The 342-nt window shown below is 68.7% G+C and carries 1 protein-coding gene; it reads left to right on the top strand.

The features are described from left to right. Positions 1 to 164: 164 nt before the first annotated feature. A partial coding sequence (locus tag SB717_RS34325; RefSeq protein WP_410907312.1) for a LysR family transcriptional regulator occupies positions 165 to 342 on the top strand: 178 nt, incomplete at its 3' end.

Raw genomic sequence — 342 nt, 5'->3', positions numbered from 1 at the left:
GTGCCACCGGACCGGTAGATGGCTTGCCCTTGTCCCGGTACAACCTGCAGTTGTACCCTCGATCGATGGTGTTGCCCGCGCGCGTCCCGGATCTGTCCGCGTTGGATGTGTTCGTCTCGGTGTCCCGCGGGGGCGGCATAAGCGCGGCGCCGCGCTAGCAGAATCTGAGCCAGCAGGCGATCAGCGCCCGGGTGCACTCGGTCGAACGCGAGCTGGGCATCGTCCTGTTCCGCCGGTCCCCGGCCGGAACCGAGCTCACGGCCGAGGGTGTCGCCGTCTTGGAGTGGGCGTCCGGGTTGCTGGATGCGGCCGAACGGTTCTCGGCCGGCGTCGACTCACTGC

The organism is Priestia sp. SIMBA_032 (assembly GCF_046535215.1).
Classification (GTDB): Bacteria; Bacillota; Bacilli; order Bacillales; family Bacillaceae_H; genus Priestia; species Priestia aryabhattai.
This window is presented reverse-complemented; position numbering and strand designations above follow the sequence as displayed.